Genomic DNA, 659 nt, shown 5'->3' with positions numbered 1-659 from the left:
CTCGGCCTGAAGATGAAGGTCGTCTGCGGCGGTACGTCGATGGGCAACCAGATCTACGCCCTGGAGCGCGGCGTCGACATCCTCGTCGCCACCCCGGGCCGGCTGCGCGACGTCATCAACCGCGGCGCCTGCTCCCTGGAGGACGTGCAGATCGCCGTTCTCGACGAGGCCGACCAGATGTCCGACCTGGGCTTCCTGCCCGAGGTCACCGAGCTGCTCGACCAGGTCCCGGCCGGCGGTCAGCGGATGCTCTTCTCCGCGACGATGGAGAACGAGATCTCCACGCTGGTCAAGCGCTACCTGAGCAACCCGGTCACGCACGAGGTCGACAGCGCCCAGGGCAACGTCACGACCATGTCGCACCACATCCTGATCGTGAAGCCCAAGGACAAGGCGCCGGTCACCGCCGCGATCGCCTCCCGCAAGGGCCGCACCATCATCTTCGTCCGCACCCAGCTCGGTGCCGACCGCATCGCCGAGCAGTTGCGTGACGCCGGTGTGAAGGCGGACGCGCTGCACGGCGGCATGACCCAGGGCGCGCGTACCCGCACGCTGGCCGACTTCAAGGACGGCTACGTCAACGCGCTCGTCGCGACCGACGTCGCCGCCCGCGGTATCCACGTCGACGGCATCGACCTGGTCCTGAACGTGGACCCGGC

1 protein-coding gene is annotated in these 659 nt (G+C 68.6%); it reads left to right on the top strand.

Annotated features, from left to right (window positions below):
- A partial coding sequence (locus tag G6W55_RS38080) for a DEAD/DEAH box helicase (RefSeq protein ID WP_175525111.1) occupies window positions 1-659 on the top strand: 659 nt, incomplete at both ends.

Origin of the sequence: Streptomyces sp. CAI-85, from assembly GCF_013363615.1 — a bacterium.
Classification (GTDB): domain Bacteria; phylum Actinomycetota; class Actinomycetes; order Streptomycetales; family Streptomycetaceae; genus Streptomyces; species Streptomyces antibioticus_B.
Note: the sequence above shows the minus strand (reverse complement) of the source record. Positions and strands in the feature narration are given on the sequence as shown.